Origin of the sequence: Roseococcus sp. YIM B11640 (genome assembly GCF_049727625.1) — a bacterium.
Classification (GTDB): Bacteria; Pseudomonadota; Alphaproteobacteria; order Acetobacterales; family Acetobacteraceae; genus Roseococcus.
Genome location: NZ_JBBJOZ010000005.1, coordinates 162,550 through 183,960, shown reverse-complemented (window position 1 = coordinate 183,960; position 21,411 = coordinate 162,550). Strand labels below are relative to the sequence as shown.

The window sequence follows — 21,411 nt, the reverse complement described above, 5'->3', positions numbered from 1 at the left end:
TTACTGCGCATTCGCGCTGGCGTCGGAGCGGGTCGCGCCCACGCGCGCGGCGAGCGCCGCGGCCATGAAATCGTCCAGGTCGCCATCGAGCACGGCGTCCGGATTGCCCTTCTCCACGCCCGTCCGCAGGTCCTTCACCATCTGGTACGGAGCCAGGACGTAGGAACGGATCTGGTGGCCCCAGCCGATATCGGTCTTGCCGGCCTCGGTGGCGTCGTTGATCGCCTCGCGTTTGCGCAGCTCCAGCTCGTAAAGGCGGGCCTTCAGCATATCCATCGCGATCACGCGGTTGCGGTGCTGCGAGCGGTCCTGCGTGGAGGCGGCGACGATGCCGGTCGGGATATGCGTGAAGCGCACGCCCGATTCCGTCTTGTTGACGTGCTGTCCGCCGGCGCCGGAAGCGCGGAAGGTGTCGGTCTTGAGGTCGGCCGGATTGATCTCGATCTCGATCTTGTCGTCGATCACCGGATAGACATAGACGCTGGCGAAGCTGGTCTGGCGCCGCGCGGCGGCGTCGAAGGGGCTGATACGCACGAGCCGGTGCACGCCCGATTCGGTCTTGAGCCAGCCATAGGCATTGTCGCCGGTGATCTGCAGCGTGGCGGACTTGATGCCCGCCTGTTCGCCTTCGGACTGCTCGGTGAGCGTGACCTTGTAGCCGCGCGCCTCGGCCCAGCGCATGTACATGCGCATGAGCATCTCGGCCCAGTCCTGGGCCTCGGTACCGCCGGCCCCGGCATTCACTTCCAGATAGGCGTCGTTCTGGTCGGCCTCGCCGGAGAGCAGGCTCTCGATCTCGCGGCGCTTGGCCTCATCGGCATAGGCAACGAGGTCGGCCACCGCGGCGTCAGCCGTGCCGGTGTCGTTCTCGGCCTCGGCGAGCTCGATGAGCTCCATGGCGTCGGCGACGCCCTGCTCCAGCTTCTGCACACCCTCGATCTGCCCTGCCAGGCGATTGCGCTCGCGCATCACCTTGCCGGCCTCGGCGGCGTCATTCCAGAGATTTGGGTCCTCGGAGCGGGCGTTCAGTTCCGCGAGGCGGATGAGGGAGGCATCCCAGTCAAAGATGCCTCCTCAGCAGGGACACCGAAGCGGTGATCTGCTCGTGCAGCTGTGTGGCGTCGGCGCGCATGATGGGCGTTCAGTAGAGCCCGCCGAGCCCGCTGTCCACTCGGGCGGCCGCGCCCGAGCCCATCTCCGTCGGCGCCGTCGCGGAATTTTCCGTACCGGGGCGGAAGGCTTCCAGGATGCTCTGGCCGTTATCCGTCGTGATGCGGACCAGCGCGACGCCGGGGGGCGCGCGGAAGGGCACGGCCGGGCTGCCCTGCAGCGCGGCGGCCGCGACCTCGCGGAAGATCGGCGCGGCATTGCCGCCGCCCGTCTCGCCATTGCCCAAGGTGCGCGGGTCGTCATAGCCGACCCAGACGGCGATCACGATGTCCGGCGTGAAGCCGACGAACCAGTTGTCCTTGTAGTCGTCGGTCGTGCCTGTCTTGCCTGCGACGGGGCGGTTCAGCCCCTGGCCGGCCCGGCTGCCGGTGCCGAACTGCACGGCGCCCTGGAGCAGGCTGACGATCTGGTAGGCCGCGATCGGGTCCGCGATCTGGCGGCGGTTGTCGGAGATGCTGGGGGGGCCGGCATCGGGGGTCTGCGCGTCGCAGCCCGTGCATTCGCGGCCCTGGCTGCGCCACACCACGCGGCCGCGCTGGTCCTGCACGCTGTCGATGAAGCTCGGCTCCACGCGGCGGCCGCCATTCACGAAGGCCGCATAGCCCGCCGCCTGCCGCAGCACCGTGGTCTCGCCGGCGCCGAGGCTCATGGACAGGTAACGCGGCATGTTGTCGATCACGCCGAAGCGCGCCGCCGTCTCCGCCACCCGGTCCATGCCGACTTCCTGCGCGATGCGCACGGTGACGAGGTTGAGGCTGCGCTGCAGCGCCGCGCGCATGGTGACGTAGCCGCCGCTCAGGCTGCCGCCGTAGTTCCCGGGCCGCCAGACGCCCTGCGGGGTCGCCACCTCGATCGGCCCGTCCAGGAAGCGCTGGTTGGGCGGGATGCCTTGCTCCAACGCCGTCAGGTAGACATAGGGCTTGAAGGAGGAGCCAGGCTGCCGCTGCGCCTGGGTCGCACGGTTGAACTGGCTGCGGTCGAAGCTCCAGCCGCCGGACATGGCCAGGACGCGGCCGTTATTGGGGTCGAGAGCGACGATGGCGCCCTCCACCTCCGGAATCTGCCGAAGCTGCAGGCGCTCGGGCCGGGGGCCGGTGGGGGCGGGCGCGCCTCGTGCCGCGACGGGGGCGGGGCCGGGGCGGCTCGGATCGGGCTCGACCATCACCACGTCGCCGGCCGTGAGCACCTCGGACATGCGGCGCGGCTGGTTGCCAAGGCGCACCGCCTGGTTGCCGGAGGAGGGCAGGGCCGGGCGGGCCCAGGCCAGATCCTCCAGATAGACGTAGCCGGTCTTGGGTTCGGCGGGGGCCCGGGGGTTGGCGCGCTCGAACCAGCCCAGGCGGGCCTCGCGGTCACGGACCTCCAGCACCACGGCGTGGCGCCATTCGGCCAGGATGCCCGGCGGGCGCGGCACCGCCTCCAGCGCCGGCAGCCATTCGGTCGGCGAGAAGGTGATGTGCCCCACCGGCCCGCGCCAGCCGCCCCGGCGACGGTCATAGGCCATCAAGCCGTTGCGCAGCGCCACCTCGGTCGCGGCCTGGAGTGCGGGATCCAGGCTGGTGCGGACCACGAGGCCGCCCCCCTGGGTCTGCTCCTGCCCGAAGCGCTGGATCAGCTCGCGCCGGACCTCCTCGGTGAAGTGGCCGCCGACGGTGACCATGTCGGGCCGGCGCGTCGGCCGTGCGACGACGCCCTCGGCCTTGGCGGCCTGGGCTTCGGCGGCGGTGACGACGCGGTCCTCGACCATGCGGTCGATCACCCAGTCGCGGCGGGCGCGGGCGGCGTCGGCATAGCGCTGGGGGTTGTAGTTGTTCGGCGCCTTGGGGAGCGCGGCCAGGAAAGCGGTCTCGGCCAGCGTCAGCTCGTCCAGCGACTTGTTGAAATAGGCATGGGCGGCGGCGGCCACGCCATAGGCCTGGGCACCCAGGAAGATCTCGTTCAGATAGATCTCCAGGATGCGGGACTTGGGCAGCGCGTTCTCGAGCCGGATGGCCAGCAGCGCCTCGCGCGCCTTGCGCAGGATGGTGCGGTCGCTGCCCACCAGCATGTTCTTCGCGACCTGCTGGGTGATGGTCGAGGCACCGACCATGCGCCGGCCGCTGCCGTACTGCTCCACATTGGTAATGACCGCCCGGAGCAGCGCCACCGGATCCACGCCCTGGTGGCTCTCGAAATTCTGGTCCTCGGCCGAGATGAAGGCCTGCTGCAGCCGCCGGGGGATCGCCTCGATGGGCACGAAGACGCGGCGTTCGGCCGCCAGTTCCGCCATCAGGCGGCTGTCCGCGGCATAGATCCGGCTCATCTGCTGGGGCTGGTAGTCCGCGAGCCACCGGTAGTCCGGCAGATCGGACTCAAGCTTCCCGTACAGGCCGTAGCCCGCCACTGCGCCGCCCAGAACGCACACCACGCCGATGAGGAAGAGGGTCCGCAGGAAACCCCCGAAGAGCCGGAAAGGCGGCTTCATGCGAGGGGGTTTCGGCGCTTTGGCCTGGGGGGCCGCTTGCGGCCGCGGCGGGATCACCGGGGCATCGACGGGCTGCACGGGTTCGGACATGGGGCGGCATCTATCATAAAAAATGAGGCGGAGGCCCCCGATTCCTCCCATGCATGGCAGGTTCCGGGATTCCACGCGGCGAGTGAGACCGCCACTTGGACGCCATGGGAACGCGGCGAAGGCGTGGCGGTTGAACGGCGGCTTTCCGGCAAATGAATGGATTGCAGTTAACCCGCCCTGGCCTATCCGCTAGCGTCCCTATAAAAGCCGCTCTTTCGCCTCCAGGGGGACAAATGATGGGTCGAGCACTCCGCGCTGCCGTGATCGCCGCTACGCTTGGGCTCGCCCCGGTCGTGGCCCAGGCGCAGAACCTGACCATGGCCGTGGGCGCCCCCGTGACCAGCCTCGACCCCCACTACCATCAGTTGTCCCCGAACAACGCCGCGGCCAGCATGATCTTCAGCCGTCTGATCGAGACGGATGACCGCGCCCGCAACGTCCCGGGCCTGGCGGAAAGCTGGACGGCAGTCGAGCCGACGGTGTGGGAGCTGAAGCTCCGCCCCGGCGTGCGTTTCCACAACGGACGCGAGTTCACCGCCGAGGACGTGGCCTTCACCATCGCCCGCGTTCCCAATGTCCCGAACAGCCCGGCCTCCTTCACCCTCTTCGTGCGGCCGATCACGCGGGTGGAGATCATCGATCCGCTGACCATCCGCCTGCACACGCGCACGCCCTATCCGCTGCTGCCGATGGACCTCACCAACATCTTCATCCTGGACAAGGAGACGCATGAGGGGGCCACGACCGAGCGCTTCAACAGCGGCGAGCTGGCCATCGGCACCGGTCCCTTCCGCGTGCTGCGGCACGCCAATGGCGACCGGATCGAGCTGGAGCGCAACGACCAGTATTTCGGCGAGCGGCCGGCCTTCCAGCGCGTGACCTACCGTATGATCACCAACGACGCGGCACGCACCGCGGCGCTGCTGGCGGGCGATGTGGACGTGATCGACCAGGTGCCGACGGCCGATCTTTCCCGCCTCCGGCGGGACAACCGGGTCTCGCTGAACGAGACGACCGGCCTGCGCCTCATCTTCCTCTCGCTCGACCACTCGCGCGAGGATGCGACGCCCTTCGTGACCGACAATGACGGCCGGCCCATCGCCCGCAACCCGCTGAAGGACCTGCGCGTCCGCCAGGCGCTGTCCATGGCGATCGACCGCGCCAACATGGTGGAGCGTGTCATGGAGGGCGCGGCGACGCCGACCGGCCAGTTCCTGGCCGAGGGCGTGACCAGCCACATCCCAGGCTACCCGGTGCCGCGCTTCGACCCCGAGGGCGCCCGCCGCCTGCTGGCCGAGGCCGGCTTCCCGCAGGGTTTCCGCATCACCCTGCACGGCCCCAACGACCGCTATCCCAATGACGGCCGCATCATCCAGGCCGTGGGCCAGATGTGGACGCGCATCGGCATCCGCACCGCCGTCGACGCCCAAACCTGGACCACCTTCATCGGCCGCGCGAGCCGTGCCGAACTCTCGGCCTTCCTGGTGGGCTGGGGCATGAACCCGGATGGCAGCCACCCGCTGCGTAACCTGATCGCCTGCCCGAACCGCGAGACCGGTCTCGGCGCGTCCAATCGCGGCCGCTACTGCAACGCGGCGCTGGACCGGGGGCTCGAGGAATCTTCCCAGATGCTGGACGAAGCGCAGCGGCAGGAACGCCTGGTCGCCCTCGAGCGGATGGCGCTGGACGACGTGGCGCTGATCCCCCTTCACATCCAGACGAATATCTGGGCCACCCGCCGCGGCTTCACCGTCACGCCGCGCGCCGATGAATTGACCCGGGCGCAGGATGTGCGCCCGGCCGCGACCCGGTAAGGAAATGACTGTCTATCTTCTCCGTCGCCTGCTTCAGGCCATGCTGGTGATGCTCGCCATGAGCGTCATCGTCTTCGTCGGCGTCTATGCCATCGGCGATCCGGTCGAGATCCTCATCTCGCCGGATGCCGACCAGATGGAGCGCGAGCGCGCCATCCGGGCGCTCGGTCTCGACCTGCCGCTTTGGCAGCAGTACCTGACCTTCCTCGTGCGGGCGGTACAGGGCGACCTGGGCCGCAGCTTCGTCTTCAACGAGCCGGCGCTGCAGCTCATCCTGCAGAAGATGCCCGCGACGCTGGAACTGGCGATCGGCGCCACGGTGCTGGCGCTGCTCATCGGCCTGCCGCTGGGCCTTTATGCCGGGTTGAAGCCGGACAGTGTCGGCTCCAAGACCATCATGGCGGGGAGCATCCTCGGCTTCTCGCTGCCGACCTTCTGGGTCGGCCTCATGCTCATCATGGTCTTCGCCGTCCAACTCGGCTGGCTGCCGAGTACGGGGCGCGGCGAGACGGCGGAGTTCCTGGGCCTGCGCTGGTCCTTCCTGACGCGCGACGGGCTCGCGCACCTCGTGATGCCCGCGATCAACCTCTCGCTCTTCAAGATCAGCCTCGTGATCCGCCTCACCCGCTCCGGCGTGCGGGAGACCATGCTGATGGATTATGTGAAGTTCGCGCGCGCCAAGGGGCTCTCGCCCGCGCGCGTCACCTATGTCCATGTCTTCAAGAACATCCTGATCCCGGTCGTGACCGTCGTCGGGCTGGAGCTCGGCTCCACCATCGCCTTCTCGGTGGTGACGGAGAGCGTCTTCGCCTGGCCGGGCATGGGCAAGCTGATCATCGACAGCATCAACGTGCTCGACCGGCCCGTCATCGTGGCCTACCTCATGATCATCGTCTTCATGTTCATCATCATCAATCTGGCCGTGGACCTTCTCTATTCGGCACTGGATCCGCGCGTGCGGCTGGAGGGCAAGGCATGAGCGACATCACGGCCAACGCCGCTCCCGTCGCCGCCCCGACGGCACGGGAAGAGACGCCGTTCCGGCGCTTCGTCGCGGAGTTCTTCGCGAGCAAGATCGCGACAGGGGGGCTGATCGTCTTCACGATCATTGCCCTGCTCGCGATCTTCGCGCCCTGGATCGCGCCGCAGAATCCCTACGACCTCGCGCAGCTCGACATCATGGACGGGCGGCTCGAGCCCGGCTCGGTCGGCGGCTCGGGCATCACCTACTGGCTCGGCACGGACGACCAGGGCCGCGACATGCTGTCCGGCATCATCTACGGCCTGCGCATCTCTCTGACGGTCGGCATCGGCTCGGCCTTCATCGCGAGCATCGTGGGCGCTTCGCTCGGCCTGCTGGCGGCCTATGGCGGCGGGCGGACCGACAGCGTGATCATGCGCCTCGTGGACCTGCAGCTCTCCTTCCCGACCATCCTCGCCGCGCTGATGATCCTAGCCTTCCTGGGCAAGGGCGTTGGCAATGTCGTGATCGCGCTCGTGATCGTCGAATGGGCCTATTACGCGCGCACCGTCCGCGGCTCGGCCCTCGTCGAGCGGCGGCGGGAGTATATCGAGGCCGCGCAGTGCCTGGCGCTGCCGACGCGCCGCATCCTGTTCCGGCACCTGCTGCCGAATTGCCTCCCGCCGCTCATCGTGGTGGGCACCATCCAGGTGGCCCGCGCCATCGCGCTGGAGGCGACGCTCTCCTTCCTCGGCCTCGGCGTGCCGATCACCGAGCCTTCGCTCGGCCTGCTGATCGCCAACGGCTACGAGTACATGCTGAGCGGCAAGTACTGGATCAGCTTTTACCCCGGCATCGCGCTGCTCGTGACCATCGTCTCCATCAACCTGATGGGCGACCATCTGCGCGACGTCCTGAACCCGAGGCTGAAGAAGTAATGACTGCCACTCTCGAGGTCAGGAACCTCCACACCCACTTCTTCACCCGCGCCGGCGTGGTGAAGGCGGTCGACGGCGTGAGCTTCTCGGTCGGCCGCGGCAAGATCATGGGCCTCGTCGGCGAGTCGGGCTCGGGCAAGACGGTGACGGGCTTCTCCATCATCGGCCTCGTCGACCCGCCGGGGCGCATCACGGAGGGGCAGATCCTCTTCCACGGACAGGATCTGGCGAAGATCAGCGAGGAGGAGATGCGGCAGCTGCGCGGCAACCGTATCGCCATGATCTTCCAGGACCCGATGATGACGCTCAACCCGGTCCTGCGCGTCGATACGCAGATGATCGAGACGGTGCTGGCGCATACCAAGGTCTCGAAGGAGGAGGCGCGGCAGCGCTGCCGCGACGCGCTCGGCATGGTCGGCATCCCCTCCCCGGAGGAGCGGCTGAAATCCTATCCGCACCAGTTCTCGGGCGGCATGCGCCAGCGCGTGGCCATCGCCATCGCGCTGCTGCACCGGCCCGAGCTCATCATCGCGGACGAGCCGACGACCGCGCTCGACGTCACCATCCAGGGCCAGATCCTCGCGGAGGTGCAGAAGCTCTGCGCCGAGACGGGCACGGCCATGATCTGGGTGACGCATGACCTCTCGGTCGTCGCCGGGCTCGCGGACGACATCGCGGTCATGTACGCGGGCAGGGTGGTGGAGGACGGCCCGGTCTCAGCCGTGCTCGACAAACCGCTGCATCCCTATACCCACGGACTTATCGGCAGCGTGCCGAGCCGCAACAAGCGGGGCGAGCCGTTGCGCCAGATCCCGGGCATGACGCCCTCCCTCCTGAAGCTCCCTGCCGGCTGCGCCTTCCGCACCCGCTGCCCGCGCGCCGACGCCGCCTGCGAAGCGCCGGTCGAGCTGCGGGAACTGCTGCCCGACAGGCGCGCCCGCTGCGTGCACCCGCATCTCGAGGCGGTGCCGGCATGAGCGCGGCGATGAAGCAGACCCAGGGCGCCGCCCCGGCGCATGAGGCGCCGATCATCGAGCTCATCGGCATCAGCAAGCGCTTCGAGAAAAAGCTCGATTTCGTCGGCAAGCTCGCGCAGAAGCTCGGCGCCCCGGTGCGGGAGGAGACGGTCCACGCGGTGGACAACGTCAACCTCACCATCCGCAAGGGCGAGGTCGTGGGCCTCGTCGGTGAGTCCGGCTGCGGCAAGTCCACCCTCGGCCGCGTGGTGGCCGGCATCATGCCGCCCTCCGATGGCGAGGTGCTGTGGCGCGGCCGTGACCGCGCAGGCCTGCATGGCGCGGAGGCGCGCGAGGCCAAGCTGCGCGCCCAGATGATCTTCCAGGATCCCTACGCCTCGCTGAATCCGCGCATGAAGGTGCAGGACATCGTGGGCGAGGCGCCGCTGGTCCACGCCATCACCTCGCGCGGGCAGTTCGACGCCTATGTCGATGAGCAGATGCGCCGCGCGGGCCTCGATCCCTCGCTGAAGAAGCGCTACCCGCACCAGTTCTCGGGCGGGCAGCGGCAACGCATCGGGATCGCCCGCGCGCTGGCCGTGCAGCCGGAGTTCCTGGTCTGCGACGAATCCGTCGCGGCGCTGGACGTCTCGATCCAGGCGCAGATCCTGAACCTGTTCATGAAGCTGCGGTCCGAGCTGGACCTCACCTACCTCTTCATCAGCCATGACCTCGGCGTCGTGGAGCATCTCTCCGACCGCGTCGTGATCATGTATCTGGGACGGGTGGTGGAGCAGGCGAATGCGGAGGACATCTTCGCGCGCGCCAACCACCCCTACACCATCTCGCTGCTCGAGTCGGTGCCGCGGATCGAGGCGCGGAAGCGGGCCTTCGCGACGGTGAAGGGGGAGATTCCCTCGCCCCTGAACCCACCCTCGGGCTGCCACTTCCACCCGCGCTGCCCGCACGCGATGGAGCGCTGCAAGGTCGAGGTGCCGGCGCTGAAGGAAGTCGCCGCCGGGCACCTGAGCGCCTGCCACCTCAATGGCTGAGGCGTGACGCCGCCACCCTATTTCGCGCAATGGGAGGCCGAGGAACTCGTCCCGGAGTTCCTCGCCGGGCGCGCGGCGGCGACCGACCCCCTTTGGGCCGGCAGCGGCGCGGCGGATGTCGCGGAGTACGCCCGCTGGGCGCATCACCTCTGCGGTATGGCCTGCCTGCGCATGGCCATGGCGGCGCGTGGCGAGGTGCAGTCCATCCACGCGTTGCGCCGTGAGGTGGAGGCACTGGGCGGCTATGTGGACCAGGGCGGCGATGCCATCCGCGGCCTGATCTACGCAGGCGCGGTGGCCTGGCTGAACGCGCGCGGTATCGCGGCGCGCATCGTGCTGGACGAGCCGATGCCCGAGCTCGGACCCGGCGATCTCTACATCGCCTCCGTCCATCCCCGCATCCGAACGCCGGAGCTCGACCCGCCGCATCGCGGGGGGCATCTCGTGCTGGTCTTCGGCCGTGACGAGGAGGGGCGGTGGCGCTTCCACAACCCTTCTGGCCATAGCCCGGAGACGCGGCGCGACGCGCGGCTGACGCATCAGGATTTTGCCCGTTACCACGCCGATCGCGGCATCTTCATCCCCGCCTGATCATCATGAACGCCGCGTCCGAAAAAGGGCTGATCTGGGGAACGGCGCTCACACAGTCCATCGGCTGGGGCACGCTGTTCATCCCCTTCGCCCTGGTGCTGCAGCCCATGGAGGCGGAGCTCGGCTGGAGCCGTGCGGAGATCAACGGCGCCTTCACGCTCGGTCTGCTGGTGTCTGGCTTGCTGGGTATTCCCGTGGGGCGCTGGGTCGACCGGCACGGCGGGCGCATCCCGCTGGCGCTGGGCGCGCTGTTGGGCGCGGCGATGCTCGCGGCCTGGGCGACGGTGGAGCAACTGTGGGTGTTCTACGTCATCTGGGTGGCGATGGGCGCGGCCCATGCCATGGCGCTCTGGGTGCCCGCCATGGCGGTGGTGGTCGCGCTCTCGAAGCAGCCGGCCAAGGCCATCACGGCCATCACTTTCGTGACGGGCTTCACAGGCACGGTTTTCGTGCCGCTCATCGCCATGCTGACCGAGCGTTTCGGCTGGCGCGGCGCGCTGCTCGTCCTTGCCGCGATGCAGCTCCTGCCAGCCCTGACGGCATGGTGGCAGTTCCGCGGCGTCGAAGCCCCGGCACCCACCCACACCTCCGCGCATCGCGGGGCCTTGGGGCGCGCGATGCGTCGCGCGGCCTTCTGGGGGCTGGCGTTGTGCTTCGCCGCGCATGTCTTCATCGGCGTCGGCCTGGGCACGCATCTGGTGCCGCTGCTGCGCGAGCGCGGCTTGCCCGAGGCCTATGTGATCCTCCTCGTCGCGCTTCATGGCCCCTTCCAGGTCGCGGCACGCGCGGTGCTGTTCCTGCTCGGAACCAGGGCCTCCATGCGAGTGGTGGGCCTGCTCGCGGCACCGACCCTCGCCCTGGCGCTGGGCTGGCTTGCGGTGGCGCCACCGTCGGTCTGGGGGCTGATGCCCTTCGTGGTGCTCTGGGCAGCTTCGGACGGCCTCATGACGATCGTCCGCGCCGCCGGCACGGCCGAAATCCTCGGGCGTGAGGGATATGGGGCCGTGACGGGCGCGCTCGGTCTGATCGGCCTGGCGCCGCGCACGGCCGCGCCCTTCCTGATCGCGCTGACCTGGGAATGGGGGCATGGCTACGGGGCGGTGCCCTGGCTGCTGGCCATCGTCGCGGCCCTGGGCGCGGCGAGCTTCCTGGTCGCGGCGCGCGCCAGGGCCTAGGCCCCCCGGCATGCGGGGCCAGCCGATCGGGGCGGCCATCTCATCGGGGGCTGGGCCCGGCCGCTGACGGAATCGCTCGCCTGCCCTGGCATGGAATGCGAGGATGGGTGCGAGGGGGAAGAGCCATGGAATTCGTGCTGCTCGCGATCATCGTCGTCGCCGTCATCGCTGTCTTCCAGGGCGTGCGCACGGTGCCGCAGGGCCAGATCTGGACAGTGGAGCGCTTCGGCCGCTTCGTCCGCACGCTGGAGCCCGGGCTGAGCCTGATCGTGCCGGTCGTGGACCGGGTCGGCCATCGCATCTCCATCCAGGAGACGGTGCTCGACATCCCCGAGCAGGCGGTCATCACCAAGGACAACGCGGCCGTGCTGGTCGATGGCATCGTCTATTACCGCGTGATGGACGTGGTGAAGGCAGCCTACCAGGTGGCCGAGCTCGGCAAGGCGCTGGAAGCCCTGGCCATGACCAACCTCCGCAGCGTCATCGGCTCCATGACCTTCGACGAAACGCTGAGCAAGCGCGAGGAGATCTCCCAGCAGCTCATGACCGTGCTCGACGCCGCGACGGATCCCTGGGGCGTGAAGGTGACGCGCGTCGAGCTCCGCAAGGTCGAGCCGCCGCAGAACCTCATCGAGGCGATGAACCTGCAGATGACGGCCGAGCGCCGCCGCCGCGCGGTCGTCGCCGAGGCCGACGGCAAGCGCGAGGCGCAGGTGCTGGAGGCGCGCGGCCGCATGGAGGCGGCCGAGATGGACGCCCGCGCCCGCGAGCGCCTGGCCGAGGCGGAAGCCAAGGCGGTCGAGGTCGTGGCGCGCGCGGGGGCCGGGGCAGGGGGGGCCGCGCTCAGCTACTTCATCGCGGACAAGTACATGGCGGCGCTGAAGGGCATCGCCTCGAACCCCTCGGCCAAGACGCTGGTCATCCCGGTGGAATCCGCCTCCATGGCGGGGACCATCGCGCAAGCCATGGCGGCGCTCTCGGCCACGAGCCCAGCCGGCGGGCCCCAGGTGCCCAGCGCCGGCCCCTTCGCGCCGAGGTAGCGCGCGGTGTCCTGGGAGATACTCGCGGTTGTCGCCCTGATCCTGCTGGGGCTGGAGATGCTCGTTCCCTTCACGGTCTTCCTCTGGATGGGGATCGGCGTCGGGGCGGCATCGCTGGCCTCGCATCTCGGCGTGGCATGGCCTGGGCAGGTGCTCGTCTTCCTGATCGGGACCGCTGGCAGCATCGCCATGTACTTCATCCGCCGCCGTCGCCGTCCGCCCCCGCCGCGCGACGTGTCGGACCCCGCCGGCGTGCTGCTGGGCCTGCGCGGAACGGCGATGGGCCCGATCGCCCCCACCGGCCGTGTGACGGTCGCGGATGGGAGCTGGGCGGCGCGCGCCCTGGGGAACGAGGCGATCCCCGATGGGGCGGCCATCGTCGTGGTCGGCCACCAGGGGGCGACCCTGCTCGTCGAGGAGGCCAGCGCACCCGATTGAAATTCTTGCAGGGGCGGAACGCTTGGTCTAGATAATGACTGACCAGTCGGTCAGTAAAGGTGGCGCCACATGCCCAAGGCCTCCACAACCCGCTCCCGCCGCAAGGCGGACCGCCCCGCCGAGCTCCTCGACGCTGCCCTCGATACCTTCGTCGAACGAGGCTTCGCCGCTGCGCGCATGGGTGACATTGCCGAGCGCGCCGGCGTCTCCAAGGGCACGATCTACCTCTACTACACGTCGAAGGAGGCGATCTTCGAGGCGCTGGTCCGGCGCAACATCATCCCGCGGCTGGAGGCCGCCGAAGCCGCGCTGCGGGCCTCGGGCCTGCCGGCCGCCGTCCAGCTCCGCCGCCTGCTGGAGCTGATGGCCGAGGCGACCGCCGATCCGCGCATCGCCGCCGTCCCGAAGCTGGTGCTCTCCGAGGCGGGGAACTTCCCCGAGATGGCGCGCTTCTACCGGAACGAGGTGGTGGGGCGCGGCCTTGCCCTCGTCCAGGGCATCCTGCGCCGGGGCATGGACGGCGGCGAGCTTCGCGCGCTCGACCCCGAGCTGACCGCCCGGCTCTTCGTGGCCCCGATGATTCTTTCCGCCCTCTGGCAGACCAGCTTCGCGCCGATCGAGGAGGCGCCGGTTCCCCCGGCCTCGCTGATCGCGCTGCACCTCGACCTCTTCCTGGGCGCGATCGCCGCGCCGGATGGCCCGACATGAGGCGCCTTCTTCTCCTCGCCCTGCTGGCGCTCGCCGCCTGCGGCGACGACGGGGCCGACCAGGGCTACGAGGGCTATCTGGAGGGCGAGTACCGCCGCATCGCCGCGCCCGATAGCGGCTGGATCGCGAGCATCGATGTGGCGCGCGGCGCGCGCATCGCGGCCGGCACATTGCTCTTCACGCTCGATCCGGTGCGCGAGCAGGCAGCGCTGGCCCAGGCGCAGGCGCAGCAGGCCCAGGCGGAAAGCGAACTGGCCGACATGCGCCTCGGCGCCCGGCCCGACGAGATCGCGGCCATCGAAGCCCAGCTCAACGAGGCGCAGGCCACGCTCCATCTCGCCGAGCTCACTCTGACCCGCCAGGCGGAACTGGTGCGGACGCGCGCGGTCCCCCAGACGCGCTACGACGACGCCCGGACGGCGCAGGAGCAGGCCACGGCGCAGGTGCGCCATATCGAGGCGCAGCTCGCCACCGCGCGGCTGCCCTCCCGGCCCGACCGCATCCGCGCCGCCGAGGCGACGGTGGATGCCGCGCGCCAGGCCGTGGAGCAGGCGCGGTGGCGCCTCGACCAGCGGCGCATCGCGAGCCCGGCCGAAGGGCTGGTGGACGACGTGGTGCGCCGCCCCGGCGAATGGGTGCCGGCCAATGGCGTGGTGGTGAGCCTGCTGCCGCCCGGCGCCATCCGCGCCGTCTTCTTCGTGCCGGAGGCGCGCCGCGCCGAGATCCGCCCGGGCATGAATGTCGCGCTCTCCTGCACCGGCTGCCCGCCGGACGTCACGGCGCGCGTCAGCCGCGTCGCGAGCGAGGCGGAGTTCACCCCTCCCGTCATCTTCAGCCGCGAGACGCGGGAGAAGCTGGTCTTCCGCATCGAGGCGCTGCTGGAGCCGCGCGAGGGCGCGCCGCTGCCCGGCCAGCCCATCACGGCGCGGCCCCGCCCGTGAGCGACGACGCGCCTGTCATCTCCGTGCGCGGGCTGACCAAGCGCTTCGGCAGCCGCACGGTGGTGGACCATGTGGACCTGACGGTGCGCCGCGGGCAGATCTACGGCTTCCTCGGCCCCAATGGCAGCGGCAAGACCACGACCATCCGCATGCTCTGCGGGCTGCTGGTGCCGGATGAGGGGGAGGGCACCTGCCTCGGCCAGGATATCCGCACGCAGAGCTGGGCCATCAAGCAGCGCGTCGGCTACATGACGCAGCGCTTTAGCTTCTACGAAGACCTCACCATCGCCGAGAACCTGGACTTCGTGGCACGGCTCTACGCGCTGCGGGATCGCGGGCGGCGCGTTGACGGGGCGCTGACGCGCCTCGGCCTCGCGGACCGGCGCAACCAGCTCGCGGGATCGCTTTCCGGCGGGTGGAAGCAGCGCCTCGCGCTCGCCGCCTGCATCCTGCACGAGCCCGACCTGCTGCTGCTGGACGAACCCACTGCCGGCGTGGATCCCAAGGCCCGCCGTGCCTTCTGGGACGAGATCCACATGCTTGCCTCCGGCGGCATGACGGTGCTCGTCAGCACGCACTACATGGACGAGGCCGAGCGCTGCCACCGCATCGCCTACCTCGCCTACGGCAAGCTGATGGCCGACGGCACGGTGGAGGAGGTGGTGAAGGGCGCCGGGCTCACCACCTGGCACGTCTCGGGCCCGCCCCGCCGCATCGCGGCGCTCGCGCATAACCTCTCGGCCAGGGATGGCGTGGAGATGGTGGCGCCCTTCGGCGCCACGCTGCATGTCAGCGGCTCCGACGCCGCCAGGCTCGAAGCCGCGATCGCGCCCTACCGCGCCGAGGCGGAGCTGAGCTGGAGCGAGGGCGAGCCCTCGCTGGAGGATGCCTTCATCCACCTGATGGAAGGCGCCGAGGACAATTTCGCGAAGGCGCCCACATGATCGCGGCGCGCTTCTCCTTCCGCCGCATGTTCGCCGTGCTGCTGAAGGAGTTCATCCAGATGAAGCGCGACCGGCTTACCTTCGCCATGATGGTCGGCATCCCGATCCTGCAGCTGATGCTCTTCGGCTACGCCATCAATTCCGATCCGCGGCAATTGCCGACGGCGGTCTATGCGCCGCAGTCCGGGCCTTTCACGCGCGCCATCCTCGCGGGGATGCGCAACAGCACCTATTTCCGCATCACCATCGTCGCGGAAAGCCCCGCGGAAATCGACCGGCTGCTCGCGCGCGGGCGGGTGCAATTCGCGGTCGAGGTGCCCTCCACCTTCGAGCGGGACGTGCTGCGCGGCGAGATGCCCGCGCTGCTTCTCGCCGCCGATGCCACGGACCCTTCCGCCACGGGCCCGGCCGTCGCGGCCTTGCAGACTATCGTGAACAGCGCGCTGGCTCCGTTGCTGGAGGGGACGCTTTCTGCGCTGGAGCCCGGGGCGCCGGCGGCCGAGGTGCGCATCCATCGCCGCTACAACCCCGAGGGCATCACCCAGTACAACATCGTGCCCGGGCTCATGGGCACCATCCTCACCATGACCATGATCATCATGACGTCGCTCGCCATGACGCGGGAGCGCGAGCGCGGCACGATGGAGAACCTCCTCGCCATGCCGGTGCGGCCGCTGGAGGTGATGCTCGGCAAGCTCACGCCCTTCATCGGCGTGGGCATGGTGCAGGTGGCGGTGATCCTGGGGGCCGCGCGGCTGCTCTTCCACGTGCCGATGATCGGCCAGCCCTGGGTGCTGGCGGTGGGGCTGCTGCTCTTCATCGTCGCGAACCTCGCGGTCGGCTTCCTCTTCTCCACCATCGCGAAGAACCAGCTGCAGGCCATGCAGATGAGCTTCTTCTTCTTCCTGCCGTCCATCCTGATGTCGGGCTTCATGTTCCCGTTCCGCGGCATGCCCGGCTGGGCGCAGGTGATCGGCGAGGCGCTGCCGCTCACGCATTTCCTGCGCGTGATCCGGGGCGTCATGCTGAAGGGGATTGGCATCGCCGACGCCTGGCCGGACATCTGGCCGATGCTGGCCTTCCTGCTCGCCGTCTCGGTGCTGGCGATGCTGCGCTACCGGCAGACGCTGGACTGAGAAAGCCCCGCCGGCTGGTAAGGCTATGCCATCACCCGCGCGCCCACCATCTCGCGCATGCGGTCCACAGCCGCGTGCGGCGCGGTCAGCACCGGTACCTTCACCACCGCGCGCACCGCCTCCGCCGCGCGCGAGGTCGAGAAATGCGCGAGCATGATGGCGTCGTGCCCGCCGAGCTCGGGCGCGCGTGCGGCGACGAGGCGGTTGTGCGATTCCGCGTCGCCCTTCTTCAACAGGTCGATGGCATCCGCGACCAGCACGGTGTCCAGCGTCGCGGGCTTGCCGCTGCGGGCGACGAATTCGTCGAACTCGTCGGTCATGGTGCCGACCGAGGGACCAAAGGTGGCCAGCATGCCGACGCGCGTGCCCTGCGCGATGGCGGCCTGGAACATGGCCTCGTTGGGCTTCAGCACGGGGATCGGGAGCTCCGCGATCATCCGGTCGATGGCGGGGCCGAAGGCGGAACAGGTGACGAGGATGCCGTCCGCGCCCATGCGGTAGCCATAGGTGCCGAAGGCGACGAAGCGGTCGATCATCGCCTCCGTCAGCTCCGGCTCACGCGCGCGGTCCAGCGAGAGGCCGTCATCCAGCAGGTTCACGGTCTCCGCCTCGGGCCAGCGCTCGGCGAAGGCGGTCTGGATTGGCTGCATGGCGACAGGCGTCGCGTGGAGAAGCACGATGCGGGGCATGGCGGCGGCCTTGGGACGTTTGCCTGATCTTATGCCGCCATTCCCCACGCCCCGGAAGCGCCCCGCTTGACCGATGCGAGCGCGTGTGGATCGTCGGGCGCCACATCCTCGGAGGAACAGGTACATGGCCCAAACCACGACGCTCCGGATTCTCTCCGGCCTGGCGGTGCGCGGCGCCTTCGAGGGCGGCATCATCCAGGACTACGAGGCGCGCACCGGCAACAAGGTGGACGTGGCCTGGGTGCCCACGACGCTCATCATGGAGCAGGTCGCGGCTGGTGAGCAGGCGGACGTGCTGGTCATCATCCGCGACGCGATGGACAGGCTGGTCGCGCAGGGGAAGGTGGATCCGGCCTCGCGGGTGGAGGTGGCGCATTCGCGCCTCGGCGTGGCCGTGCCGCGCGGCGCGAAGCACCCGCCGGTCGGTACGGTCGAGGAGTTCCGCGCGGCCCTGTTGGGTGCGCGCTCCGTCGCCTATTCGCGCGCGGGCGCCAGCGGCATCCACTTCGAATCCATCATCGCGAAGCTCGGCATCGCGGACGAGGTGCGCGCCAAGGCCACGGTGATCCCGGCGGGCTTCACGGCGGAGAAGCTGGTCACCGGCGAGGCCGACCTGGCCGTGCAGCAGGTGAGCGAGCTTCTGGTGGTCCAAGGCATCGAGGTGGTGGGCAAGTATCCGGAGGAGTTGCAGCAGGTCTCCTCCTTTTCGGCCGCGACCATGACGTCCTCCACCCAGCGCGAGGCCGCGGCGGCGTTCCTCGCCAGCCTGCACGGCGAGAAGGCCAACACCGCCTACCTGGCCAGCGGGGTCGACCCGGCGGCCTGAAGATTCTGATTCTGGGATGACCTTGCGGTGGGGCCATCGCCACCCCATTTACTTCCATCATGGAAGCTACTCTTCCCGCCCAGGCCGACTGATGCACCGCAAGTGCTTCAAGGAGATGCCCTGCCCGATCGCCCGCGGCCTGGAGAAGGTGGGGGAGTGGTGGAGCATCCTCATCCTGGCCCATGCGCATCAGGGCATGACCCGCTTCGACGAGTTCGAGAAAAGCCTGGGCATCGGCAGCAACACGCTGACGCGCCGGCTCAACTGGCTCGTGGAGCAGGGGCTGCTTGAGCGGCGCCCCTACTGCGAAAAGCCGCCGCGCCATGAATATGTGCTGACGCCCGCCGGCCGCGACTTCGCGCCCGTGCTCCAGGCCTTCGACGCCTGGGGGCGCCAGCATGCGCAGGGACCTCCCGGCCCGCCCCTGACCCTCATCGACTGATCCATTCCGATATTTCCCGACGGAGACTACCCATGCCCACTCTCTTCGACCCCGTGCAGATCGGCGCGCTCCATCTGCCCAACCGCATCGTCATGGCGCCCCTCACCCGCATGCGGGCCTTCGACGAGCGCACCGCAGGCGCCATGCAGGCCCAGCACTATGCCCAGCGCGCCAGCGCGGGCCTGATCCTCACCGAGGCCACCTCGGTGAGCCCGCAGGGCGTCGGCTATCCCAACACGCCCGGCATCTGGTCCGAGAAGCAGGTCGAGGGCTGGAAGGAGGTCACCGCCGCCGTGCATGCGGCGGGCGGCCGCATCGTCTCCCAGCTCTGGCATGTCGGCCGCATCTCCGACCCCAGCTTCCACAATGGCGAGCCTCCGGTCGCGCCCAGCGCCATCGCGGCGGAGGGCCATGTCAGCGTGCTGCGCCCGCAGCGCCCCTTCCCCGTGCCGCGCGCGCTGGAGACGGCGGAGCTTCCCGGCATTCTGGCCGATGTCCGCAAGGGCGCGGAGAACGCCAAGCGCGCCGGCTTCGACGGCGTGGAGTTGCACGGCGCGAACGGCTACCTCTTCGATCAGTTCCTGCATGACGGCTCCAACAAGCGCACCGACCGCTACGGCGGCTCGATCGAGAACCGCGCCCGCTTCCTGCTCGAGGCGGTGGACGCGATCCTCGAGGTCTGGCCGGCCGATCGCGTGGGCGTGCACCTGAACCTGATGTCGAACTCGCATTCGATGTCGGACAGCGATCCGCGGGCGCTCTTCGCCTATGTGGCCGAGCAGCTGAACGACAGGAAGATCGCCTTCATCTTCGGGCGCGAGTCGCTCGATCGCGGCGATGCCGCCATCGGGCCGGTCGTGCGGAAGATCTTCAAGGGCGCCTACATCGTGAACGATGGGCTGACGCAGGAAGTCGCGGAAGCGGCGATCGAGAGCGGCCAGGCCGATGCGGCGTCCTTTGGGCGGCTCTACATCGCCAACCCGGACCTGGTGGAGCGGTTCCGCGCGAAGGCCGCGCTGAACCCGCTCAATAGCCAGACGATCTACAGCCCCGACGAGACGGGCTACAACGACTACCCGACGCTGAGCGCCGTCGCCGCGGCGTGAGCGGAATGCGAGGGGCCGAGCAAGCGGCCCCTCGCCTCAATCCAGCACGATGTTCCTGGCGCGGATGACCTCCGACCAGCGGCGGCGCTCCGCCTCGACCATCGTGTTCAGCGCGGCCTCGTCACGCACGGGCTGGATAAGCAGGCCCAATCCTCCGAACCGCTCCTGGAAAGCAGAGTCCCGCTGCACGGCCGCCAGCGCCGTGCGCAGCCGCGCCTTGACCGGCGCGGGCGTGGATTGCGGCGAGGCGACACCGAACCAGGTCGTCGCCTCGTAGTCGGGGAAACCCTGCTCGGCGACGGTCGGCACATCGGGCAGCACGGGCACACGGGTCTTCGTCGTGACGGCGAGCGCGCGGAGCCGCCCGCTCTGCGCGAAGGGCAGCGCGGTCAGGATCACGTCGAACATGACCTGCACGTCGCCGGCCATGAGCGAGGTCAGCGCCGGCGCGCTGCCCTGGAACACCACGTTCTGCATCTCGATCCCGGCCGCGCTGCGGAACAGTTCGGCCGCGAGGTGGATGGGATTTCCGACACCGACCGACGCCACGTTGATGTCGCGCTGCTTCGCCAGCGCCACGAATTCCTGGAGGTTGCGCGCAGGCAGCGAGGGCGGCACCACCATCAGCAGCGGCGTCTCCACCATGGCGGCGAGCAGCGTCAGCTCCCGGTCCGGGTTGTAGGGCAGCCGGCGGTAGAGCATGGGATTCAGCACCATGCTGGCGCCGGAGGCCATGAGCAGCGTGTAGCCATCGCCCTGTGCCTGCGCCACCGCCTGCGTGCCGATCACCGTGTTGCCGCCCGCGCGGTTCTCCACGACGACGGTCTGCCCGAGCTCCTGCGACAGCCGCTCCGCGATGAAGCGGCCGAGCTGGTCGGTGACGCCCCCGGGTGCATAGGGCACCACGAGGCGCAGCGTGCGGCTCGGCCAGTTGTCCTGCGCGTGGACGGCGGGGGCGGCGAGCGTGGCGCCGAGCGCCAGGGCCGTGCGGCGTTTGATCATTCTGGTTCGTTTCCTCAGCTTCGTTGCGCGCGGTCGGAGGCGTCGCGGGCGCGGATGCGCTCGCGTGCAGCCTTCCAATCCTCGTCGCTCCAACGCAGGTAGTCGGTGAAGTAGGCACCGTTGGCCAGCCAGTCGCCGCCGTCCAGCGCCACGGTCTGGCCGTTGATCCAGCCGGTCTGTGGCGCCAGGAGGAAGGCCGCGAGATCGCCGATCTCCGAGAGCTGGCCGACGCGGCCCATCGGGTTGCGCTGGGCGGGCTCGCTATGCTGCGTATCGCCGGGCCGCAGGCGGGAGCTCGCGCCCTCGGTCGGGATGACGCCGGGCGCGATGCCGTTCAGCCGGATGCCGTAGCGCCCCCATTCCACGGCGAGCGACTTGGTCATCGCATCCACGCCTGCCTTGGACATGGCGGAGGGCACCACGAAGGGCGATCCGGTCCAGACCCAGGTCACCACGATGGAGAGCACGGCGCCGCCGGTCTTCTCCGCGATCCATCGCTTGCCGACCGCGTTCGTCACCTGGAACGTCCCGTGGAAGACGATCTCCGCGATGGCGCGGAAGGCGCGGTGCGAAAGGTCCTCCGTGCGGCTGATGAAGTTGCCGGCCGCGTTGTTGACGAGGCGCGTGTAGGGGCGGCCCGCCTGCCAGCTGGCCTCAACGGCGGCCTCGATGGCCTCGGCGTCGCGGATGTCCACTTCGCGCCAGAAGCAGCGCTCGCCCATCCCCGCGGCTGCCTGCTCCAGCACCTGCGCTCGGCGCCCCCAGATCTCCACGGTGGCGCCGAGCGAAAGCAGCCGCTCGGCCATGGCGCGCCCCAGCCCGGTGCCGCCGCCGGTGACAAGGACGTGCTGCCCCTTGAAGAGGTCGCTCTGGAACATGGACGCTTCCCGTTGATCGATTGCGGCCAGCCTGCATTCGGGCGATGCAT

The 21,411-nt window shown here is 69.5% G+C and carries 21 protein-coding genes; 16 read left to right on the top strand and 5 right to left on the bottom strand.

Going from position 1 to position 21,411, the window contains the following annotated elements; all coding sequences use genetic code 11:
* Both prfB and WJM96_RS19450 read right to left on the bottom strand, forming a co-directional pair.
* Window positions 1–1,132, bottom strand: a protein-coding gene (prfB, locus tag WJM96_RS19455) for a peptide chain release factor 2 (protein ID WP_424814205.1) whose coding sequence is annotated in 2 segments (ribosomal slippage) — window positions 1–1,062 and window positions 1,064–1,132 — 1,131 coding nt in all. Because the reading frame shifts where the segments join, the coding sequence is not laid out codon by codon here.
* Between the two features lie 9 nt (window positions 1,133–1,141).
* Window positions 1,142–3,634: a penicillin-binding protein 1A gene (locus WJM96_RS19450; RefSeq protein WP_424814204.1), complete on the bottom strand. Its 2,493-nt coding sequence runs from the start codon at window positions 3,632–3,634 to the stop codon at window positions 1,142–1,144.
* 323 nt (window positions 3,635–3,957) lie between these two features.
* On the opposite strand from WJM96_RS19450, the gene WJM96_RS19445 reads away from it, so the two are divergent.
* From WJM96_RS19445 to WJM96_RS19385, 13 genes are all read left to right on the top strand, one after another.
* Window positions 3,958–5,538: an ABC transporter substrate-binding protein gene (locus WJM96_RS19445; protein ID WP_424814203.1), complete on the top strand. Its 1,581-nt coding sequence runs from the start codon at window positions 3,958–3,960 to the stop codon at window positions 5,536–5,538.
* A 4-nt stretch (window positions 5,539–5,542) separates the two neighbouring features.
* Window positions 5,543–6,517, top strand: coding sequence for an ABC transporter permease (locus WJM96_RS19440; protein WP_424814202.1), 975 nt, complete (start codon window positions 5,543–5,545; stop codon window positions 6,515–6,517).
* Window positions 6,514–7,437, top strand: a complete 924-nt coding sequence (locus tag WJM96_RS19435) for an ABC transporter permease (protein WP_424814201.1) — start codon at window positions 6,514–6,516, stop codon at window positions 7,435–7,437. Before WJM96_RS19440 ends, WJM96_RS19435 begins: the two co-directional genes overlap by 4 nt.
* The gene (locus tag WJM96_RS19430; protein WP_424814200.1) at window positions 7,437–8,414 is read left to right on the top strand and encodes an ABC transporter ATP-binding protein; all 978 of its coding nucleotides are present in this window, start codon (window positions 7,437–7,439) and stop codon (window positions 8,412–8,414) included. The genes WJM96_RS19435 and WJM96_RS19430 overlap by 1 nt, the downstream gene beginning before the upstream one ends.
* Complete coding sequence (locus tag WJM96_RS19425; RefSeq protein ID WP_424814199.1) at window positions 8,411–9,445, top strand: ABC transporter ATP-binding protein; 1,035 nt, start codon at window positions 8,411–8,413, stop codon at window positions 9,443–9,445. The genes WJM96_RS19430 and WJM96_RS19425 overlap by 4 nt, the downstream gene beginning before the upstream one ends.
* A 3-nt stretch (window positions 9,446–9,448) precedes the next feature.
* Entirely contained in the window at window positions 9,449–10,036 is a 588-nt protein-coding gene (locus WJM96_RS19420; RefSeq protein WP_424814198.1) for a hypothetical protein, read from the top strand.
* Between the two features lie 5 nt (window positions 10,037–10,041).
* A complete protein-coding gene (locus tag WJM96_RS19415) occupies window positions 10,042–11,211 on the top strand; it encodes an MFS transporter (RefSeq protein WP_424814197.1) in 1,170 nt (389 codons plus the stop codon).
* A 125-nt stretch (window positions 11,212–11,336) separates the two neighbouring features.
* The gene (locus WJM96_RS19410; protein WP_424814196.1) at window positions 11,337–12,251 is read left to right on the top strand and encodes an SPFH domain-containing protein; all 915 of its coding nucleotides are present in this window, start codon (window positions 11,337–11,339) and stop codon (window positions 12,249–12,251) included.
* A 6-nt stretch (window positions 12,252–12,257) separates the two neighbouring features.
* Entirely contained in the window at window positions 12,258–12,689 is a 432-nt protein-coding gene (locus WJM96_RS19405) for an NfeD family protein (RefSeq protein ID WP_424814195.1), read from the top strand.
* A gap of 69 nt (window positions 12,690–12,758) precedes the next feature.
* Window positions 12,759–13,397, top strand: a complete 639-nt coding sequence (locus WJM96_RS19400; protein WP_424814194.1) for a TetR/AcrR family transcriptional regulator — start codon at window positions 12,759–12,761, stop codon at window positions 13,395–13,397.
* On the top strand, window positions 13,394–14,338 hold the full coding sequence (locus WJM96_RS19395) for an HlyD family secretion protein (protein WP_424814193.1): 945 nt from the start codon (window positions 13,394–13,396) through the stop codon (window positions 14,336–14,338). Before WJM96_RS19400 ends, WJM96_RS19395 begins: the two co-directional genes overlap by 4 nt.
* Entirely contained in the window at window positions 14,335–15,282 is a 948-nt protein-coding gene (locus WJM96_RS19390) for an ABC transporter ATP-binding protein (RefSeq protein WP_424814192.1), read from the top strand. The genes WJM96_RS19395 and WJM96_RS19390 overlap by 4 nt, the downstream gene beginning before the upstream one ends.
* On the top strand, window positions 15,279–16,418 hold the full coding sequence (locus WJM96_RS19385; RefSeq protein ID WP_424814191.1) for an ABC transporter permease: 1,140 nt from the start codon (window positions 15,279–15,281) through the stop codon (window positions 16,416–16,418). Before WJM96_RS19390 ends, WJM96_RS19385 begins: the two co-directional genes overlap by 4 nt.
* A gap of 23 nt (window positions 16,419–16,441) precedes the next feature.
* Here the strand turns inward: WJM96_RS19385 and WJM96_RS19380 are convergent, their stop codons facing one another.
* Entirely contained in the window at window positions 16,442–17,107 is a 666-nt protein-coding gene (locus WJM96_RS19380) for an aspartate/glutamate racemase family protein (RefSeq protein WP_424814190.1), read from the bottom strand.
* 124 nt (window positions 17,108–17,231) lie between these two features.
* On the opposite strand from WJM96_RS19380, the gene WJM96_RS19375 reads away from it, so the two are divergent.
* From WJM96_RS19375 to WJM96_RS19365, 3 genes are all read left to right on the top strand, one after another.
* Window positions 17,232–17,933, top strand: a complete 702-nt coding sequence (locus WJM96_RS19375) for a substrate-binding domain-containing protein (RefSeq protein WP_424814189.1) — start codon at window positions 17,232–17,234, stop codon at window positions 17,931–17,933.
* 91 nt (window positions 17,934–18,024) lie between these two features.
* Window positions 18,025–18,375: a winged helix-turn-helix transcriptional regulator gene (locus WJM96_RS19370; protein ID WP_424814188.1), complete on the top strand. Its 351-nt coding sequence runs from the start codon at window positions 18,025–18,027 to the stop codon at window positions 18,373–18,375.
* Window positions 18,376–18,407: 32 nt separating this feature from the next.
* Window positions 18,408–19,481: an alkene reductase gene (locus WJM96_RS19365; RefSeq protein ID WP_424814187.1), complete on the top strand. Its 1,074-nt coding sequence runs from the start codon at window positions 18,408–18,410 to the stop codon at window positions 19,479–19,481.
* A gap of 36 nt (window positions 19,482–19,517) precedes the next feature.
* Here the strand turns inward: WJM96_RS19365 and WJM96_RS19360 are convergent, their stop codons facing one another.
* Both WJM96_RS19360 and WJM96_RS19355 read right to left on the bottom strand, forming a co-directional pair.
* Window positions 19,518–20,483 (bottom strand): Bug family tripartite tricarboxylate transporter substrate binding protein, encoded by a 966-nt coding sequence (locus WJM96_RS19360; RefSeq protein ID WP_424814186.1) that lies wholly within the window; start codon window positions 20,481–20,483, stop codon window positions 19,518–19,520.
* Between the two features lie 14 nt (window positions 20,484–20,497).
* The gene (locus tag WJM96_RS19355) at window positions 20,498–21,361 is read right to left on the bottom strand and encodes an SDR family oxidoreductase (RefSeq protein ID WP_424814185.1); all 864 of its coding nucleotides are present in this window, start codon (window positions 21,359–21,361) and stop codon (window positions 20,498–20,500) included.
* Window positions 21,362–21,411 lie beyond the last annotated feature (50 nt).

Bases quoted from the DNA above. Each gene is read 5' to 3' on its own strand.
- WJM96_RS19400 (WP_424814194.1), top strand. From the start codon at position 12,759: ATGCCCAAGGCCTCCACAACCCGCTCCCGCCGCAAGGCGGACCGCCCC.
- WJM96_RS19395 (WP_424814193.1), top strand. From the start codon at position 13,394: ATGAGGCGCCTTCTTCTCCTCGCCCTGCTGGCGCTCGCCGCCTGCGGC.
- WJM96_RS19380 (WP_424814190.1), bottom strand. From the start codon at position 17,107: ATGCCCCGCATCGTGCTTCTCCACGCGACGCCTGTCGCCATGCAGCCA.
- WJM96_RS19430 (WP_424814200.1), top strand. From the start codon at position 7,437: ATGACTGCCACTCTCGAGGTCAGGAACCTCCACACCCACTTCTTCACC.
- WJM96_RS19415 (WP_424814197.1), top strand. From the start codon at position 10,042: ATGAACGCCGCGTCCGAAAAAGGGCTGATCTGGGGAACGGCGCTCACA.
- WJM96_RS19435 (WP_424814201.1), top strand. From the start codon at position 6,514: ATGAGCGACATCACGGCCAACGCCGCTCCCGTCGCCGCCCCGACGGCA.
- WJM96_RS19445 (WP_424814203.1), top strand. From the start codon at position 3,958: ATGATGGGTCGAGCACTCCGCGCTGCCGTGATCGCCGCTACGCTTGGG.
- WJM96_RS19370 (WP_424814188.1), top strand. From the start codon at position 18,025: ATGCACCGCAAGTGCTTCAAGGAGATGCCCTGCCCGATCGCCCGCGGC.
- WJM96_RS19410 (WP_424814196.1), top strand. From the start codon at position 11,337: ATGGAATTCGTGCTGCTCGCGATCATCGTCGTCGCCGTCATCGCTGTC.
- WJM96_RS19375 (WP_424814189.1), top strand. From the start codon at position 17,232: ATGGCCCAAACCACGACGCTCCGGATTCTCTCCGGCCTGGCGGTGCGC.
- WJM96_RS19425 (WP_424814199.1), top strand. From the start codon at position 8,411: ATGAGCGCGGCGATGAAGCAGACCCAGGGCGCCGCCCCGGCGCATGAG.
- WJM96_RS19365 (WP_424814187.1), top strand. From the start codon at position 18,408: ATGCCCACTCTCTTCGACCCCGTGCAGATCGGCGCGCTCCATCTGCCC.
- WJM96_RS19355 (WP_424814185.1), bottom strand. From the start codon at position 21,361: ATGTTCCAGAGCGACCTCTTCAAGGGGCAGCACGTCCTTGTCACCGGC.
- WJM96_RS19450 (WP_424814204.1), bottom strand. From the start codon at position 3,634: ATGAAGCCGCCTTTCCGGCTCTTCGGGGGTTTCCTGCGGACCCTCTTC.
- WJM96_RS19440 (WP_424814202.1), top strand. From the start codon at position 5,543: ATGACTGTCTATCTTCTCCGTCGCCTGCTTCAGGCCATGCTGGTGATG.
- WJM96_RS19385 (WP_424814191.1), top strand. From the start codon at position 15,279: ATGATCGCGGCGCGCTTCTCCTTCCGCCGCATGTTCGCCGTGCTGCTG.
- WJM96_RS19360 (WP_424814186.1), bottom strand. From the start codon at position 20,483: ATGATCAAACGCCGCACGGCCCTGGCGCTCGGCGCCACGCTCGCCGCC.